The sequence below is a fragment of the Pseudomonas moorei genome (assembly GCF_042846945.1).
Classification (GTDB): domain Bacteria; phylum Pseudomonadota; class Gammaproteobacteria; order Pseudomonadales; family Pseudomonadaceae; genus Aquipseudomonas; species Aquipseudomonas moorei.
This window is the reverse complement of the sequence record NZ_AP035776.1, coordinates 4,883,096-4,898,439: the sequence shown is the minus strand read 5'-3', so window position 1 is coordinate 4,898,439 and position 15,344 is coordinate 4,883,096. Positions and strand designations below refer to the sequence as shown.

The 15,344-nt window shown below is 60.9% G+C and carries 12 protein-coding genes and 2 pseudogenes; 1 reads left to right on the top strand and 13 read right to left on the bottom strand.

Translation table 11 applies throughout. The features are described from left to right. Positions 1–92: 92 nt before the first annotated feature. The 13 genes and pseudogenes from ACGJAX_RS23015 to ACGJAX_RS22955 all read right to left on the bottom strand — a co-directional run bounded on the left by ACGJAX_RS23015 (position 93) and on the right by ACGJAX_RS22955 (position 14,479). Positions 93–1,673 carry a sulfatase-like hydrolase/transferase gene (locus ACGJAX_RS23015; protein WP_390956286.1) on the bottom strand — a complete coding sequence of 527 codons (1,581 nt, stop codon included), beginning with the start codon at positions 1,671–1,673 and terminating at the stop codon, positions 93–95. A gap of 71 nt (positions 1,674–1,744) precedes the next feature. Beyond that, positions 1,745–2,773 (bottom strand): annotated as a pseudogene (locus tag ACGJAX_RS23010) (HAD family hydrolase). Continuing rightward, complete coding sequence (locus ACGJAX_RS23005) at positions 2,770–4,212, bottom strand: hypothetical protein (RefSeq protein WP_390956285.1); 1,443 nt, start codon at positions 4,210–4,212, stop codon at positions 2,770–2,772. The pseudogene ACGJAX_RS23010 and the gene ACGJAX_RS23005 overlap by 4 nt, the downstream one beginning before the upstream one ends. Further along, the gene (locus ACGJAX_RS23000) at positions 4,209–5,789 is read right to left on the bottom strand and encodes a VWA domain-containing protein (protein ID WP_390956284.1); all 1,581 of its coding nucleotides are present in this window, start codon (positions 5,787–5,789) and stop codon (positions 4,209–4,211) included. Before ACGJAX_RS23000 ends, ACGJAX_RS23005 begins: the two co-directional genes overlap by 4 nt. 1 nt (position 5,790) lies before the next feature. Continuing rightward, positions 5,791–6,783, bottom strand: a complete 993-nt coding sequence (locus ACGJAX_RS22995; RefSeq protein ID WP_390956283.1) for a VWA domain-containing protein — start codon at positions 6,781–6,783, stop codon at positions 5,791–5,793. Next, positions 6,770–7,351 carry a DUF4381 family protein gene (locus ACGJAX_RS22990; RefSeq protein WP_390956282.1) on the bottom strand — a complete coding sequence of 194 codons (582 nt, stop codon included), beginning with the start codon at positions 7,349–7,351 and terminating at the stop codon, positions 6,770–6,772. The genes ACGJAX_RS22995 and ACGJAX_RS22990 overlap by 14 nt, the downstream gene beginning before the upstream one ends. Continuing rightward, positions 7,348–8,283, bottom strand: coding sequence for a DUF58 domain-containing protein (locus ACGJAX_RS22985; RefSeq protein WP_390956281.1), 936 nt, complete (start codon positions 8,281–8,283; stop codon positions 7,348–7,350). The genes ACGJAX_RS22990 and ACGJAX_RS22985 overlap by 4 nt, the downstream gene beginning before the upstream one ends. Beyond that, positions 8,280–9,260, bottom strand: coding sequence for an AAA family ATPase (locus ACGJAX_RS22980; RefSeq protein WP_390956280.1), 981 nt, complete (start codon positions 9,258–9,260; stop codon positions 8,280–8,282). The genes ACGJAX_RS22985 and ACGJAX_RS22980 overlap by 4 nt, the downstream gene beginning before the upstream one ends. A gap of 96 nt (positions 9,261–9,356) precedes the next feature. After that, the gene (locus ACGJAX_RS22975; protein ID WP_090321018.1) at positions 9,357–10,304 is read right to left on the bottom strand and encodes a transporter; all 948 of its coding nucleotides are present in this window, start codon (positions 10,302–10,304) and stop codon (positions 9,357–9,359) included. Positions 10,305–10,316: 12 nt separating this feature from the next. Next, positions 10,317–11,720 (bottom strand): DUF1254 domain-containing protein, encoded by a 1,404-nt coding sequence (locus ACGJAX_RS22970; protein ID WP_390956279.1) that lies wholly within the window; start codon positions 11,718–11,720, stop codon positions 10,317–10,319. Positions 11,721–11,747: 27 nt separating this feature from the next. Beyond that, complete coding sequence (locus tag ACGJAX_RS22965; protein WP_390956278.1) at positions 11,748–13,199, bottom strand: DUF1214 domain-containing protein; 1,452 nt, start codon at positions 13,197–13,199, stop codon at positions 11,748–11,750. Between the two features lie 19 nt (positions 13,200–13,218). Then, the gene (locus tag ACGJAX_RS22960; protein WP_390956277.1) at positions 13,219–13,566 is read right to left on the bottom strand and encodes a hypothetical protein; all 348 of its coding nucleotides are present in this window, start codon (positions 13,564–13,566) and stop codon (positions 13,219–13,221) included. A gap of 490 nt (positions 13,567–14,056) precedes the next feature. Further along, a pseudogene (locus ACGJAX_RS22955) lies at positions 14,057–14,479 on the bottom strand (YciI family protein). A gap of 326 nt (positions 14,480–14,805) precedes the next feature. Between ACGJAX_RS22955 and tpx the strand changes: the two are divergent. Next, positions 14,806–15,306 (top strand): thiol peroxidase, encoded by a 501-nt coding sequence (tpx, locus tag ACGJAX_RS22950; RefSeq protein ID WP_090321038.1) that lies wholly within the window; start codon positions 14,806–14,808, stop codon positions 15,304–15,306. Positions 15,307–15,344: the final 38 nt, after the last annotated feature.

The following is a 15,344-nucleotide window of genomic DNA, read 5'->3' as shown; positions in this document are numbered from 1 at the left end:
CGGTCGCCATCGCTGGCAAGCCAGCGCCTACAGTTGTGCGCTTTCAGAAAAAAGTCCGCTCGCCGGTGAAGGCGAGCGGCGGTCAAGCGGTCTTACTGTGCAGCTTTCATCTTTTCGGCAATCTTGGCATCTACCGCGGCACGGATCTGGTCAACACTGAAGCTGGCCGGTTTCTGGCTAGGTGGATACTCGATGAAGGTCTGCAGGAACTGCGCAGATTTGGTCACTGCCTGGGCAACCAGATAAACGTTTTTGGTGGTCCAGTCGTAGTACTGGTCAGACACGATGTCCGCCCGTTCGAACGGGTCCATCCGCAGGTTGAAGATTTTCGGTACCCGCAGGCAAACGAACGGTTCGCTCCATACTTTGAAGCCGCCCGGCGCACGCTGCTCGCAGAACACCGCTTTCCAGTTGCCGAAACGCATCGACACCAGCATGCCGTCATCGTTGAAGTAGTAGAACTCCTTGCGTTCGCCTTTGGGTTGCTGACCGGTCAGGTAGGGCAGCTGGTTGTAGCCGTCCAGGTGCACCTTGAAGCTGGTGCCGCCCGAGGTGGGTGCCCAGCCCTTGAGCAGTTTGTCTTTCACATCGGCATCGCCGGCAGCGGCGAGCAGGGTCGGGAACCAGTCCATGCCCGAGAACAGCTCGTTGGACACTTCACCAGCCTTGATCTTGCCTGGCCAGCGCACCATGGCCGGTACGCGGTAGGCGCCTTCCCAGTTGGAGTTCTTCTCGTTACGGAACGGTGTGGTCGCCGCGTCCGGCCAGGAGAACTGGTTCGGGCCGTTGTCAGTGGTGTAGACGACGATGGTGTTGTCAGTGATCTTCAGGTCATCGAGGGTCTTGAGCAGTTTGCCGACGTCGCCGTCGTGCTCGAGCATGCCGTCTGCATATTCGTTACCGGGCATGCCGCTCTGGCCCTTCATCGAATCGCGTACATGGGTGAACAAGTGCATGCGCGTGGTATTCATCCAGACGAAGAACGGTTTGTCCGCCTTGGCCTGCTTCTCGATGAACGCCTGGGCGGCGGCGGTGGTTTCGTCGTCGATGGTTTCCATGCGTTTTTTGGTCAAGGCACCGGTGTCCTCGATCTTGCCGTCGGCGAAGCTGTGGATCACGCCGCGTGGAGAGTTGGCCTTGACGAACTCGGCGTCGTCCTTGGGCCAGTACGGGCGTTCAGGCTCTTCTTCGGCATTGAGGTGATAGAGGTTGCCGAAGAACTCGTCGAAACCGTGGTTGGTCGGCAGATACTCGTCCTTGTCGCCCAGGTGGTTCTTGCCGAACTGGCCAGTGGCGTAGCCAAGGCCCTTGAGCGCCTGGGCGATGGTGATGTCACGCTTTTGCAGGCCGACAGGGGCGCCCGGAATGCCGACTTTCGACAGACCCGTACGCAAAGGTGTCTGACCGGTAATGAACGACGAGCGCCCGGCGGTGCAGCTGTTCTCCGCGTAATAGTCGGTGAACATCATGCCTTCCTTGGCGATGCGGTCGATGTTGGGCGTCTTGTAACCGACCACACCCATGGAATAGGCGCTGATGTTGGTCTGGCCAATGTCGTCGCCAAAAATCACCAGAATGTTGGGTTTTTCCGCGGCCACGGCAGTGGCCGAAATCGCCATGACCGAAGTCGCCACCAGGGCAAGCTTGGGTAACCATTTGCGTATGCGAGTCATCTGACTTGCTCCTTTTGCTTACGTCGCTCGGTGCGACAAACGTTCATTGCGGTCCTGCGTTACGCTTTTTTTTATTGCACTTGCTCAGGTGTGGCGGCATCGAACGGGTAGATCCGACGCCATTCGGTCGCCATGTCGACGACGGTCCAGCCACGTTTGTTGGCTTCGTCCAGGGCTTTGTCCAGTCGGCCGATCTGCGACTCGCGGTCTTAGGCCCACTCGCGTTTGGCGTCGGTGTGATGCACCAGGCCCATGAAGCGCTTTCCCGGCCCGGCGGCGGTCCACTGCAGCATTTGCAGGTCGCCGTCGGAGTTGCCGAAAGCCAGGATCGGCCGCTTGCCGATGACGGCGTCGATGCTTTCCGGTTTGCCCGGGCCGTCGTCGTTGTGCGCCAGTTTTCGCGTGCGCAAGATCGACGCCTGGCCATCCTTGTACTGAAACGCCGTGACGAAAGTGGTGCCGATCACCCGCTCGGGCGGGATGCCGTAGACCTTCTCGGCGAAGGCGCGCATGAAACCGGTGTCGCCACCGGAGACGATGTAGGTCTTGAAGTCTTCACTGCGCAGGTAGTCGAGCATTTCCAGCATCGGCTGGAAGATCATCTCGGTGTAGGGCTTGCCGGTTTTCGGATGGCGCGCCTGGCTGAGCCAGGTCTTGGCGTAGTCGTCGAAAGCCTCGGTGGTCATGCCGGTGTGGGTCGCACCGAAGATCTTCATCATGCCGTCCAGGCCGGTGGCCGCCAGCGCCTTGTGATCGTTTTCCAGCACCGCCTGGAACGGCTGGGTGGTTTTCCACTCCGGGTGTTGGGGCGCGGTGCGCTTGACCTCTTGCAGGGCAAACAGCAGCTCGAAGTACATCGGTTGCTCGCTCCACAAGGTGCCGTCGTTATCGAACACGGCAATGCGATCCTCGGGTTTGACGAAATCCTTGCTGCCTTGATCGGTCACCGCCTGCACGAACTCGATGATGTGTTTTTTCGCCGGACCGTCGTTCCAGGAGGGCAGGGGTTCGGCGGCCTGAGCCATTAGGGGCAGGCTCAAAGCCAGGGCTAGCAGCAGCTTCAACCGGTGAAAGTGGCGGTGGCTGATCGGGTTCGTCATGGGCGTTCCTTCGAGTGAACCGGATTGAGTGGTCGCAATGCAGGAGCGACTGATTCTTTGTTGTACTCGGCCTGACTATGCAGCGTAGTCAAGGATTCCTTGAGTTGGTGCAGCGCCTGATCTTTGGTGGGCTCGCGGCCGTAGCAGGCGCGCAGAAAGGCTTGCAGGCGCGGGCCGAAACCCGTCAGCTTCAAGCCCGTTTGGCTGCGGCGTGTCCACAGGTACAGGGCGCTCAATTGTGGCGGTTTGCTATCAAGCTGCGCCGGGATTTGCCGCCAGGCATAGTCGGCAGAGCCCAGCCAGGCGCTGTGCCGGGCCTGACGCCGGGATCTGGCCCCGAGGTACGCGCGATGGACGAAGGGGCGGGCAAACCAGGCGAGTAGCGCCACGCTCGCCAGCAACGCCAACAGGCTGAAAGCAAAGCCTGAAAGGTGCAGGCGATGGGGCTGGCCGAGTTGCTTCAGGTCTTCGCTGATCGAAAACACCGGCCGATAGGCACTGTTGGCGGCGGCGTCGAAGTTCACGGCGGGCACTTGTGCGGTGCGGGTCTGTTGGCTGCTGGCGTCCCACCATTTCAGCTCGATGGCCGGCAAGGTGTGAGGGCCTTCGGTGTCGATGCGATAGGTCACGCTGTCGATGCGCTGGCCGCCGGTGAAGTGGCCGCGACCGTCGTCCAGGGTAGTGACCTGCGGGTTCTTTGCGTATCGACTGAGGCCGCTGACATCCCCCAGCGACGGCGTCGGCAATGACATGGCCAGGGCGCCGTCGGCTTGCAGTGTCAGTTGCCGGGTGAGGCTGTCGCCGACCTTCAGCGGAGTCGAGGAATTGACGACCTTCTGGGTGAAACGCAGTCCCTGCGCGACCAGCACCGGTTCGCCGGGCGCGAAACCCGCTGGTTGCGCCGCCGTGAAGTGCAGCGGTTGACTCTGGGCGCTCTGTTCGGCGCTGGCCTGACCCGGGGTGGCGCGCACGCTCAGGGCGGGAATGTCGAAGCCCTGCGCCACATTCGGTGTGATCAGGTAGCTGTAGCGCATGCCGTTGAATGACTTGCCGTCGAGCGTCTGGTTCAGGTGCTCGGCGTGGCCGTCCGGCGGTATCACCAGCGCACCGGGCAACGTGAACTCGGGCAGGGTAGGGGCGTTGGTGAACCAGGTGTCGGTGAGGACATCGAGGTGCAATTCGACCAGGCTGCCGACCATGGCGGTGTTGGCCGGTTGCAGGCTGGTCTGGACGCGCAGTTCGGGTTCGGCGGCGAGAGCGGTGGTGCTGATCAGGCACAGGAGCAAGGTGCCGAGTATTGTGTTGCCTGGGCAGGAGCCTTCGCGGGCAAGCCCGCTCCCAGAGGTTGCGCGCCGTTCATGACGTTTGGGGACGACAACGATCCCTGTGGGAGCAGGCTTGCCGGCGATGGGAGTGACTGGGTCTCGCAGACTGATCATGGCTTCACTCCCGCCTGATCCTGCAAACTGAATTTTTGCTTCAAGAATTTCGCTGGCGATGTCGTGAGGTTCTGCAACCACTGTTCATCCGAGGCTGCCCGATCGGTTTGCACTGTTCTGCTCTGGCCCTTGCCGGGAGCCTTGTCCATCTTGATGGCGTCCGGTTTGACTTTGGGGGCGTTTTTTTCGGCGCTTTCGGTGTCTTTCTGCAAGGCCATGGCCAAGGCCAGGTTGGCCGTGGCTTCAGGGAACTGCGGCTGCAATTTCAGCGCCTGGGTGTAGGCCTCGATGGCCTCGTCGAATTTGAAGCGGCGCACGTAAATGTTGCCCAGGTAGAAATACGCCTGGGGCGTTTCCAGGCGGGCGAAACTGGCCAGGGCCAGGTCGAAATCGGCGGCGTTGTAGGCCGCGATGCCTTTCCAGTACGGGTCAACGAAATGTGCTGCGGCTTGTGGGAAGTGCCCGTGCTCGAATGCCCATCGGCCTTGCTGGTCCGGGGTAAGAAACGCGTCGGTCAGGGCGTTGGCCTGTGCGGGTGACGGTTGCAAGCCAATACCCATGGCCAGTAAAAAACCGGCCATCCAGTTCAGGCTCCAACCCTTGCGCACGCTGAAGAACGCGATCAACAGCAACGGCCAGCACAGCCAGTATCCGGCGTCTTTCCAGTGCAGTTCGCGCTGTTCGTCGCTGGCACTCTGGAAATGTTGCTGGGCGTGCAGTTCGATCCAGTCCAGATCGTCGTTATTGAGGGTCAGGCTGCCCAGTGGCGCATCCAGCGTTGAGGCGAGCTGCTTGAGGGCGGCCTGATCGAAGCTACCCAGCGCCGGGCGACCGTTGCTGTCGGTGCGCGTCTGGCCATCGGCAGTGTGGATGATGCCGCCGTCCTCGCTGCCAACGGCCAGGATCAGCACTTGCAGCGCGCTGTCGTCCAGCTGTTTGTCCAGACCCGCCAGCGCCGAAGTGTCGGCTCCGTCGGTGATCAACAAGAGCGTCCCCGGCGCTTTTTCGGCACTCAGCAAACGCTTGGCCTGATCGATGACTGCTGCGACATTTTTCCCCGGTTTGCCGATCAGATCGGTGCCCAGTGCCTGGATAAAGGTATCGAGCAGGGCCGGGTCATCCGTGGGCGGCAACACCAGATGCGCACTGCCGGCATAGGCGATCAGCGCGTGGCGGGCGCCGGCGCGACGCTGGATCAGGTCATGCAACTTGTGTTTGGCCGCTTCCAGGCGTGTCGGTTGCACATCGTTGGCGTCCATGGACGGCGACAGGTCGAGGGCGATGATCAACGGCGCCCGGTTCTGCAGAAAGTCAGGGCGATCCTGCTCCCAGGTCGGTCCGGCGGCGGCCAGCGCGCCGAGCGCCAACAGCGCGCAAACCAGATGCACCGGGCGCAGCCACTGTTGATCCTGCGGGGTAATCAGGAGGTGTGGCAGCAAATGCTCGGCAATGTTGCTGCGCAAACGCCGCTGCAAGTCGCGGCTGCGGTGCCAGAGCCACGGCAGAACGGCGGCGAAGGGCAGCAGTAACAACCACAGTGGACGCAGGAAATGGAAGTCGCTGAGGTTGATGTCCATCTCAAACCTCCTGCCGCTGACGGGCAATGGACACGCGTGGCCACAGCAGGGCGCCCAGGTGATAGAGCGCGAGCAAGGCGATCGCCGCCCCGAGCGGCCACCAGAACAGATCACGTTTGGGTTGATGACTGAGGGTCTTCACTTGATGCGGCGTGAGGGTATCGAGGGTGCTGTAGACCTGATCCAGCGCATTGCGGTCTTCGGCGCGGAAGAACTTGCCACCGGTGGCGGCGGCGATCTGCTGCAAGCCCTGCAGGTTGACCTTGGCTTCACCGGAGGCGTCAGGATCGCCGATGCCTATGGTGTGAATCACCACACCCTTGGCCGCCGCCATGGCCGCCGCGTGATCCGGAGTGATGGCGCTGCTGGTGTCGTTGCCGTCGGTGAGCAGGATCAGCACTTTCTCTTGTTCGCGGGCCTGGTCGAGCAGTTTCAGGCTCAGGCCGATGGCGTCGCCAATCGCTGTATTGGGGCCGGCCATGCCGATGCCGGTGTCGTCCAGCAACAGCGACAGGCTGGCGTGATCGAGGGTCAAGGGGGCCTGCGGGTAAGCGCCGCTGCCGAACACGATCAGGCCGAGACGATCCTCTTTGCGCTTGTCGATGAAGCCATGCACTACCGCTTTGACGGCGTCCAGGCGATTGATTTTCTGGCCATTGGCGTCGGTGAAATCGGTGGTTTCCATGGACTGGGAAAGGTCGATGGCCAGCATCAGGTCGCGCACCGGTTGCTGACGCTCGATGGGTTTTTCCACGTACACCGGCCGGGCCGCCGCCAGCAGCAACAGTGCCCACACCAGCAGGTTCAACAGCAATTGCCAGCGGTTGCTGCGGGTGCCGGCCTGACTGGGAGCCTGGCCGACGGCACGGCTCATGGCGGTGAAAAACGGCACGCGCACGGCGCTGCGCGCCTCGCGGTAGTCAGGCAGGTAGCGATAACCGAACCATGGCAATGGCAGCAACAGCAACAGCCAGGGGTAATCAAGCTGCCACATGATGATGCTCCACCCAGGTTTTGCAGGTGTCGAACAGCTGCTGGCGTTGCTCATTGGGCAGTGCACGCAAAGCCGCATCGGGGGCATATGCAAGTAGCGACAGTTGTTGGCTGAAGTTGGCGGGCAACGGCTGCTTGCAGTGGCGCTGCAAAAACGCCTGCCAATCATCTTTTCCAAGTGCTGCCGGCGACTGTGGGAGCGAGCCTGCTCGTGATAGCGGACTGTCAACCACCTTCGTCGTTGAATGTTGAGCCGCCATCGCGAGCAGGCTCGCTCCCACAGGTTGTGCGGCTGGCATGGAGAGGGCGGTACGTTTTAGAAGTTCTGGAAGCTCACGCAACGCATTCAGGTCATCACTGCGCTTTTGCAACTGCGCCAGGCGCAGCAGCGCCTCACGCCGATAATGATCGCGCCGCCATTGCCAGTAACGCCGTGCGCTGACCAGCAACACCGTCACTATCAATAGCGCCAACAATGCCCCCCAACCCCACGTTTGCGGTGCGTAGCTGACCGCCGCTGGCAGGGCAATTTCCTGGAGTTGGTCAATGCTCGGAACGTTCGGATTCATCGCCGCGCTCCCGCCAGTTTGCCCAGCTCGGCGCGCAATTGTTGCTGTGCCTCGGTGGCGGTGCTGAACATCATCAAAGGCACCCGACTGCGCCGCAACAGCGTTGCAACGTCCTTCAGCCGGCCACTGAGAAAGTCTCCCAAAGGCTGGTTCACCTGACGGCGCTCCACCGCCAGCTCTACCTGCAACTCACCTTGGGTGATCAGCAAGCGGCCGTTTTTCGGCAGGTTCAGGGCCAGCGGATCGTAGACCTGCATGGCGATCACATCGTTGTGCGTGGCCAATTGGCGCATCAGCTGCAAGGTTCGTTCACCGGCCCCGGCAAAGTCACTGACGATGCAGATCAGGTGATCGTGCCCCGCCAGGGCCAGGCACTGCTGCAACACCTTGTCGAGCTGTTCTTCGCCTTCGGCATCCGGTTTGGCCGCATTCAGTGCCTGGTTTTGCTGGGCGATATGGCTGCACAACGCTTCGATCCGCTTGCGGCTGCGCAACGGCGCGATGCGGTCGATGCGTTGGTCGTTGAACACCAGCCCGCCAACCCGGTCCCCGGCGTTGAACACCATCCACGCCGCCAGGGCGCCGAGTTCAGCGGCGACGGCGGATTTGAAGCTGCGTTGCGAGCCGAAAAACATCGACATGCGCTGGTCCACGACAATCAACGCCGGACGGTCCCGCTCTTCGGTGAAGGTGCGAACCACCGGTTTGCCGGTGCGCAACGACGCACGCCAGTCGAGCTGACGCAAATCGTCCCCGGGCTGGTAACGGCGCAATTCATCGAAGTTCAGGCCACGCCCCCGCAGGCGCGACGCATGGTTGCCGGCCAGGATGCTGCCCCGGGGCTGACGCGCAAGAAAACTCAAGTCACGGGCCTTGAATTCCAGCGCCATCAACTGTGCCAGAGAGACATAGACCAGGCCGTCGGCGTTCATGCGGGAATTGCCACTTTATCGAGCAACCGATCGAGCACCTGATCAGCCGTTACGCCATCGGCCACCGCGTCGTAGCTCAGTTGCAGGCGATGGCGCAGTACCGGGTGCACCACGGCGCGCACGTTATCCGGTGAGACGAAGTCCTGGCCCTGCAACCAGGCGTCGGCGCGGGCGCAGCGGTCCAGGCCGATACCGCCGCGAGGACTGGCACCGATATTGATCCAGCGCCCGAGGTCGGCGTCGTAATCGGCCGGATGGCGGGTGGCATTGATGATGTCGATCAAGTAGCGGTCGATGGCCGGGGAGACGTGCACCGCGCCGACTTCCCGGCGCGCGGCGAAGATCACGTCCTGGGCCAGGGCGAAGCCCTGCACTGGAGCAGTCTTGGCGCCGAGTGCCTGTTCTTCCTCGCGCAACAGGCGCAGCACCTGGCTCTCGTTTGCCGCGCTGGGGTAATCCAGCAGGACTTTCATCAGAAAGCGGTCCATCTGCGCTTCGGGCAGCGGGTAGGTGCCTTCCTGTTCGATGGGGTTCTGTGTCGCGACAACGATGAACAGTTCCGGTAGCGCATGACTGTTGCCGGCCACGGTGATTTGCCGCTCTTCCATGGCTTCGAGCAACGCCGCCTGGACCTTGGCCGGGGCGCGGTTGATTTCGTCGGCCAGGATCAGGTTTCCGAACAGCGGGCCCGGCTGGAAGCGGATCTCGTTTTTGCCCTCGACCTGGTGCAGCACCTCGGCGCCGGTGATGTCCGACGGCAGCAAGTCCGGGGTGAACTGGATGCGGCTCATCTTCGCGTCCAGGTGTTTGGCCAGTGCCTTCACCGTGCGGGTCTTGGCCAGCCCCGGCAGGCTTTCCAGGAGCAAGTGTCCATTGGCCAGCAGGCCCAGGAGGATCTGCCGAATCACCTGGTCCTGGCCCAGTACGGCTTCGGCGATGCTGGCTTGCAGGGCGTTGAGGTCATTGAGTGCGGTCATGGGTTACTCCTCGCTCAAAACATAAAGGTCGGAATGACCGGGGTGGAAGACGGGCGGAATTTCCAGCGGGCGCTGATGATCATCCCTGGCGATCTCCTAGAAAAACGCGAGGGTCAGGTTGATGTTGAAACCATTGCCTTCCGGCCGGTTCTTGGTGTCGAACTCGGGCACCCAGCGGGCGCTGACGCTGGCCTGGGCATCGGCGAACTTGCCGCTCCAGCCCACGGAAGGGCCGGCCCCCACCGAACGTCCGCGAAAGCCAGTGGTAGAGCCACTGCCGGAGTCATCGGTGATCTGCTGGATGTAACCGGCGACCAGACCGGCGTTCCAGCCGTTGCCGAAACCATGGGTCCACAGGGCGTCGAGGGTGAAGATGTCGCCGTTTTTATAATCGGTGGCGTTGTTTTCGGTATAGAACTCCAGCCCGCCCGACAACGTGAACTCGCCGCCCTTGCCGTCCGCGTGGGTAAACGCCACGGTGGGCATGAAGGTGTAGGTGTTCTGTCCGGGGTTGGCCAGGCGATTGTCGTTGTAGGCACCGGTCGGGACGTAGATCGGCAGGGACAAGGAGAGGTGGTTGACCTCGTCGAAGTGGTAGCCGGCGGCAATCGGTGTCACCAGCATGTCGGCGAACTGGGTGCCGGTGTCTTCATTGCCCAGTGTGCGGCCACGGGGGCCGCTGATGCTCGCGGTGACGTCGGTGTATTGCACCGGCACGCCAATGGCCGAGGCATAGTTCCAGCTTCCCTTGCCGGTGTCCCAGATACGGGTGAAGTTGGCCATGGTGTAGGACACCTTCATGTCCACCCCGGTACTCAAGGCACCGACAATCGGCACTTGGGTGTTGCCCTTGAGATCGCCGTCGTACCAGATGCTGGTCAGGGACATCACCCAGCCCGGTGCCGGCGGAATAACCCCCGCATTGGAAAACACCTGCTGACCGGTGATCGGCCGGCCAACGCCGCCCTCGGCTGCCAGCACCAGCGGGCTACCCCCAACCATGCACAGCGCCAACAAAGGGCGCACTACTGAAGGCCTGATCATCACTGACTCCGCTTATTTTTTTTGGTCTACAGGGGTCAGCAACGGCATATTCCATTGGCCATTGGTGACTTCCGGTTTGGGCAGGTAGAGGCGCAGCACGCCGTAGAACGGACCGTTCGGTGCCGGCAGCCAGTTGCTTTGCAGGTCTTTGGCCGGCGCCTGGTGCTGTACATAGAGGGTCAGGCCACCGTCGGTATCGCGTTTGAGGTCAGGCAGCATGCGCGAGTTGATCAGGTAGCGATTGAGCGGGTTGGCCACCAGGAGTTTGTTCTGGCCGTCGTACATCGTCAGCGACCAGAACGCGTCAGCCGGGGGCAGGGCGTCTTTGTCGAAGTGCAGGGTGTAATCGTGTTTCGAGGCATCGACCGGTTGCCCGTCCTTGTCGACGAAATAGCCGATGTAATCCGCTTCTTCGGCGGAGTTGCCGAAAATCCCCATGTTGGCGCCGGCGTAGCGGTACAGGTAATTGCCCTTGAGGTGGTCGCGGGTGCCGAACACGTCACCGCTGGAGACTTCGTGGGTGTCGACTTTGGTTTTCTTGAATTCGGCGAACTCGGCCTTGGCGTCGCTGATGCCGTCCTCCAGGGCCTTGCGCTGGTCCGGGCTGAGGGTGTTGACGTTGAACGGCTTGCCGGCTTCGATGCCGATTTTCGCGAATCGCCCCAGCAGGTCCTTTTCCACGTCCTGGGAGGGTGCGAAGGACAGCATGAAGTTCAGGTAACGGAAGATGTCCGGGGTGTCGCTCATGGTCGGTGTGGGTTTCGGCCAGTCGATCTTCGGCGCAGCCGGTGGCGCCTTTTGCTTGTCGTAGTGGCTCAGGGTTTCGACCTTGTAACCCTTCTGGATCTGCTTGACCTTGGCCAGGTCCTTGTCATCGAACAACTGGGTGCGATACAGCGCGTAGGCGATGTTGCTTTCGCTACGCAGCAGGCGGTCGATGTTCAGCGGTTGCTGACCCTGCCAGTTGGGCCCGGCGATCATGTAGTGGCCGCCATTGTTGCCGGTGCTGCGGGTCCCCAGGTAGGCGAAGTTCTGCGTGTAGGCGTCGATCAATTGCACCGAGTAGTAACGGTGCTCTTCGATGGGCGGCAAGGTCAGCACCAGGGGCTCGGCGCGCAGATCCATCCAGACGAAGGAGTAGGGGGTGTCGGCATTTGGCGTGACGAACGCAGTGTCCCTGGCGGTAAACGCCTTGGCGGTGTTGCCGATCTGGTTGAACGGTGCCTTGAAGTTCGGGCTCTTCTTGTCCACGGCCTGGGTGTACAGCGTCTTGTACATCTCCACTACGGGGAAACCATATAGATAGGCTTCCTTGGCAATGCTCCGGGCTTCTTCCGGGGTGGCGGTGAAGTTGGCCGAGGCGCTGGTGCTCAGGGCCAGGGCCAGACCGCTCAACAGTAAATTGCGCTTATTCATGGTGGGTCCTTGTTGAAATCCTGCCCGTCATTTCACGGCTGTGATGTCGTCGAGTTTCCAGGTCTTGTTGAAATAGGCTTCAGTCGGGGCATACAGGCGGAAGTAGCTGAACCAGTGTTTGCCCGGCAGGGTTTGCACCCAGTTGTTCTCGAAGCCTTTTGGCGCGGTCGGGCCGAAGTACAGGTCCACCGAGCCATCGGTGTTCTTTTTCAGGTCCTGGCGTGACGACAGGTCGGCTTTGCGTTGTGGGTTATCAATCAGGCAACGGCTGTCGGTGTCGTACACGGTCAACGACCAGAACTGCTTGGCTGGCGGGTTGGCGCCGACGTGGAGACGATAGTGCTTGCCGCCGTCGAGCCAGTTGCCCTTGGCGTCGGTGTAAGCGCCGAGGTAGGTCTGGCCCAGGCCCGGGGTTTTGGAAACCATGCCTTTGGTGTTGGTGACCGCTTCGTAAAACCAGGCACTGCGTTCCCACAACTGGTCGTAATAGGCCACGCGCTGCGACGGCTCGGCGATGTTCAGCACGGTGTCCCATCGCCGGTCCGGCCAGTACTGTGCGCCGGGGAAACGTTTGGCGAACGTGTTGGCCTTGGCGATCAGTTCACCCACCAGGGCTCCTTGCTCCAGGGCCTTGTGTTGGGCTTCGGTCGGGTTGAACGGTTTGTCTTTCTCGATGCCAAGGCTGGCGAGCATGGCCATGTAGAAGCGGTCACGTTCGTTGACCGGTTCTTTCTGGATGATCTGGTGCAGGCGCTGCCAATACGCCAGGCCGCGTGGCTGGGTGCCGGACCAGGCTTTGCCACCGGGAGAGAGCAGTTTGGTCTTTGCCGGATCGGCGCGTTTGGCGTAGGGATACATCTTGAACTGTTCGACCAGTGCCGTGCCTTTGGCCGGGTCCGGATCGAGCACGCGAAAACCTACCAGCACGTTCATGGTTTCCGATTTGGCCAGGTAATACTTGCCGGCATCGGCCGGCGGTTCGACGCCTGGTGGCAGCACCAGGTATTTGCCGCCCTGGCCCTTGTCGGGGCCGGTCTGGCCCATGTCGATGATTGCGCGCTGCCAGAAATCACCGACGCCCCCTGCGGTCGGGCCGGGCGGCAATTCGATGACCAGCGGGCCGGTTTCATTGAGATCGACGAAACCGAGGATGTACGGTGTGGTGGCGTTGGCGGTGATCACACCGAGCTTGTCTTCGTAGCTGTTGAGCACCATCAGGTCGCCGCTGCGGGCACCCAGTTTGTCGCGGAACTCTGCCTGCCATTGGGCGTAAGACACCAACGGCAAGGCCCAGAGGTAACTTTGGGTGGCTTGCTGGAAATCCAGTTCGGCATACAGTTTGGCAATGGATTCGTGGGCTGGCAGCTCGCCCTCCATGGCAATTTTGCCGATTCGGGTGTCGAGGTCCTGAGCGCCGACACCACAACTGACGAACATCGTCATCAGGCTGAAACCGGCTACGCGAATGGCACCGTGCATAAAAGCTCCTTGCTGACCGTTATTCACGGTCCATGCGGTTCGAAGAAGGCATTAATGGTATTAGGCCGGGGTTTGCAGGTTTTGCCGCCCCCCAAACCGAGGGGGCGTGAGGGTGATTTTGAATGTCGAACACCCAGTTGGCGTTTGAGCGAAAGTCACTGCGATGTAGATCGAATCGGGCGTTGGCCGGGAAGTGGGCGGCTGTATGCAGCTTCAGGGCGCATTGGTCCAGCAGGTGGGGAGAGGGCGCAAGGTACTGCAGGTTGTTGATGGTGTCGGCAGTCTCGGTGTTGTCCACCTGGGCGTAAAAGCCAGGCACAGGCAAAGTCGCCAAAAGACAGACGTGCATCCCCTTTTTATTCGCCATGATTCCCCGATTCCTTGGTGGCTCATATAGACAACTCGGCACTTGGCGGCCGTTACGACGTAGTCTCTTTGCTATCCAGCCTGTAGGACACGTCTTGTTGACGCTAGCAGCTCACCACCGTTTAGCCAGTCGAAGGGATTAATTCTTTGGTTTTGTGTGCAAAATCTCACCTTTTTCGTGTACTAGAAAGTTAATGCGATTCAGTGGGTTGGCTGTGAGCACGGGTGTTTAACGACGAAACCCGCACTTTGTGAGAAGACAAAACGCGGGTTTATATGATCTGTGGTGAGGGGCTTGCCCCGTTGGGCTGCCAAGCGGCGCGCTACACGGTTCCTCGGCACCTGTGCTCCCAACAGGGCAATCCCCACGTCACGAAGGGCAGAAGTAGGGAGCGCGGGTCAAGATTAGCCCGTACCTGGTTGACTGCCAGCTTGCCCGGCATGATTGACTGCTGAGTATCCGCCAGTCCGCCACAGTATGGATTCGATGCTCAGCACTTCTTCTGCCCAAATGCCCGCTGTTCCTGCTCGCGCAGTTCCGGCGTGAACTCCTCGCCGAAGTCCTCCATCTCGAACACCTGGCGGATTTCGATCTCGGCCTCGGTACCCGGCATCGGGTTGGGGCAGCGCTTGACCCACTCGATGGCTTCCTCCCTGGACTTCACCTGCCACAGCCAGTAGCCGGCAATCAGTTCCTTGGTTTCGGCGAACGGGCCGTCGATCACCGTGCGCTTGTCGCCCGAGAAGCGCACGCGGGCGCCTTTGCTGCTGGGGTGCAGGCCTTCGCCCGCGACGAGGATGCCGGCCTTGGCCAGTTCTTCGTTGTAGTTGCCCATGGCGGTCAGCAGTTAGTTGCTGGGCATGACACCGGCTTCGGAGTCCTGGCTGGCTTTGATGATGATCATGAATCGCATGGTTTTGATCTCCGCTGGATTAGAGTGCTTCAATTTATAGTCGTACGGCGGAAGGCCAAATCGACACTATTGCAAAAAAATTCACCAACGAGGTCGATGCGGGGCTTTCGTGATGAGCGCCGGGAGGTGGCTGGGGACGGCGATTGCCTAATGGGTCGGACAAGCCCGGCTTCCACAGGGTCTTGTGGTGATTGTGCAAACACCGGGTTTCAGATTGCTCGACGACTGGTCACAATTTGTATCCAGAGTAGGTCGTCGGACAATTTCGTGGTTAACTTCGACCTCTTCAAAATTCTCTACCACAAACGTTCAGAAGGACTCCGTTCATGGCTCAAGTCACTCTTAAAGGCAACCCGGTTCAAGTCAACGGCCAACTGCCTCAAGCCGGTTCCAAGGCGCCAGCCTTTTCCCTGGTTGCCGGCAATCTGTCCGACGTCACCCTGAAAGACTTCGCCGGCAAGCGCAAAGTGCTGAACATCTTCCCAAGCGTCGACACCCCGACCTGCGCCACCTCCGTGCGCAAGTTCAACGCCCAGGCCAACGACGTGGCCAACACCGTGGTGCTGTGCATCTCCGCTGACCTGCCGTTCGCCCAGGCTCGTTTCTGCGGCGCGGAAGGTCTGGAAAACGTCCAGAACCTGTCGACCCTGCGCGGTGCCGAATTCATCCAGAACTACGGCGTGGCCATCGCTGACGGCCCGCTCAAAGGCCTGACCGCCCGCGCCGTGGTGGTACTGGACGAGAACGACAACGTGCTGCACAGCGAGCTGGTCAAGGAAATCGCTGAAGAACCGAACTACGAAGCGGCACTTGCTGTACTGAAATAAGCATACCTTTACAAAGTTTAACGGCCTGGCACTGTCCA

Excerpts from the sequence above, each read along its gene's own strand:
- ACGJAX_RS23015 (WP_390956286.1), bottom strand. The coding sequence starts at position 1,673 with ATGACTCGCATACGCAAATGGTTACCCAAGCTTGCCCTGGTGGCGACT.
- ACGJAX_RS23005 (WP_390956285.1), bottom strand. The coding sequence starts at position 4,212 with ATGATCAGTCTGCGAGACCCAGTCACTCCCATCGCCGGCAAGCCTGCT.
- ACGJAX_RS23000 (WP_390956284.1), bottom strand. The coding sequence starts at position 5,789 with ATGGACATCAACCTCAGCGACTTCCATTTCCTGCGTCCACTGTGGTTG.
- ACGJAX_RS22995 (WP_390956283.1), bottom strand. The coding sequence starts at position 6,783 with ATGTGGCAGCTTGATTACCCCTGGCTGTTGCTGTTGCTGCCATTGCCA.
- ACGJAX_RS22990 (WP_390956282.1), bottom strand. The coding sequence starts at position 7,351 with ATGAATCCGAACGTTCCGAGCATTGACCAACTCCAGGAAATTGCCCTG.
- ACGJAX_RS22985 (WP_390956281.1), bottom strand. The coding sequence starts at position 8,283 with ATGAACGCCGACGGCCTGGTCTATGTCTCTCTGGCACAGTTGATGGCG.
- ACGJAX_RS22980 (WP_390956280.1), bottom strand. The coding sequence starts at position 9,260 with ATGACCGCACTCAATGACCTCAACGCCCTGCAAGCCAGCATCGCCGAA.
- ACGJAX_RS22975 (WP_090321018.1), bottom strand. The coding sequence starts at position 10,304 with ATGATCAGGCCTTCAGTAGTGCGCCCTTTGTTGGCGCTGTGCATGGTT.
- ACGJAX_RS22970 (WP_390956279.1), bottom strand. The coding sequence starts at position 11,720 with ATGAATAAGCGCAATTTACTGTTGAGCGGTCTGGCCCTGGCCCTGAGC.
- ACGJAX_RS22965 (WP_390956278.1), bottom strand. The coding sequence starts at position 13,199 with ATGCACGGTGCCATTCGCGTAGCCGGTTTCAGCCTGATGACGATGTTC.
- ACGJAX_RS22960 (WP_390956277.1), bottom strand. The coding sequence starts at position 13,566 with ATGGCGAATAAAAAGGGGATGCACGTCTGTCTTTTGGCGACTTTGCCT.
- tpx (WP_090321038.1), top strand. The coding sequence starts at position 14,806 with ATGGCTCAAGTCACTCTTAAAGGCAACCCGGTTCAAGTCAACGGCCAA.